Genomic DNA, 1,148 nt, shown 5'->3' on the forward strand with positions numbered 1-1,148 from the left:
ACTTTAGCAACAACACCAGCACCTACAGTACGGCCACCCTCACGGATAGCAAAACGCAGACCTTCGTCCATTGCGATTGGTGCAATCAGGGTCACTTTCATGTTGATGTTGTCACCTGGCATTACCATCTCTACGCCTTCTGGCAGTTCGATAGTTCCGGTTACGTCAGTAGTACGGAAGTAGAACTGTGGACGGTAACCTTTGAAGAATGGAGTATGACGGCCACCTTCATCTTTGCTCAGGATATACACTTCAGATTCGAACTGAGTGTGTGGGTGGATAGAACCGGGCTTCGCCAGAACCTGACCACGCTCAACGTCATCACGCTTAGTACCACGCAGCAGAACACCAACGTTCTCACCTGCACGGCCTTCGTCCAGCAGTTTGCGGAACATTTCAACACCGGTACAAGTTGTTTTGGTGGTTTCTTTGATACCAACGATTTCAACTTCGTCACCCACTTTAACGATACCACGCTCAACACGACCAGTAACTACAGTACCACGGCCGGAGATGGAGAATACGTCTTCGATTGGCAGCAGGAATGGCTTGTCAATGTCACGCTCTGGTTCTGGGATGTAAGAATCCAGTGCTTCCGCCAGTTCGATGATTTTCGCTTCCCACTCTGCGTCGCCTTCCAGCGCTTTCAGAGCAGAACCACGGATGATTGGAGTGTCATCGCCTGGGAAATCGTACTGAGACAGCAGCTCACGGACTTCCATTTCTACCAGTTCCAGCAGCTCTTCATCATCAACCATGTCACACTTGTTCAGGAACACGATGATGTAGGGTACGCCTACCTGACGGCCCAACAGGATGTGTTCACGCGTCTGTGGCATTGGACCATCAGTTGCAGCCACAACCAGGATCGCGCCATCCATCTGAGCAGCACCGGTGATCATGTTTTTCACGTAGTCGGCGTGGCCTGGGCAGTCAACGTGTGCATAGTGACGAGATGGAGTATCGTATTCTACGTGAGAAGTAGAGATGGTGATACCACGTGCTTTTTCTTCTGGTGCGTTATCGATCTGGTCGAATGCACGCGCGTTACCGCCGTAAGTTTTCGCCAAAACGGTAGTGATTGCAGCAGTCAGGGTAGTTTTACCGTGGTCAACGTGGCCGATAGTACCAACGTTAACGTGCGGTTT

1 protein-coding gene is annotated in these 1,148 nt (G+C 51.0%); it reads right to left on the reverse strand.

The genetic code is table 11. From position 1 onward, the window contains the following. A partial coding sequence (gene tuf, locus ABLA85_RS19005) for an elongation factor Tu (RefSeq protein ID WP_367965859.1) occupies positions 1-1,148 on the reverse strand: 1,148 nt, incomplete at both ends.

It is taken from the genome of Xenorhabdus sp. SGI246 (genome assembly GCF_040838225.1).
GTDB lineage: Bacteria > Pseudomonadota > Gammaproteobacteria > Enterobacterales > Enterobacteriaceae > Xenorhabdus > Xenorhabdus indica.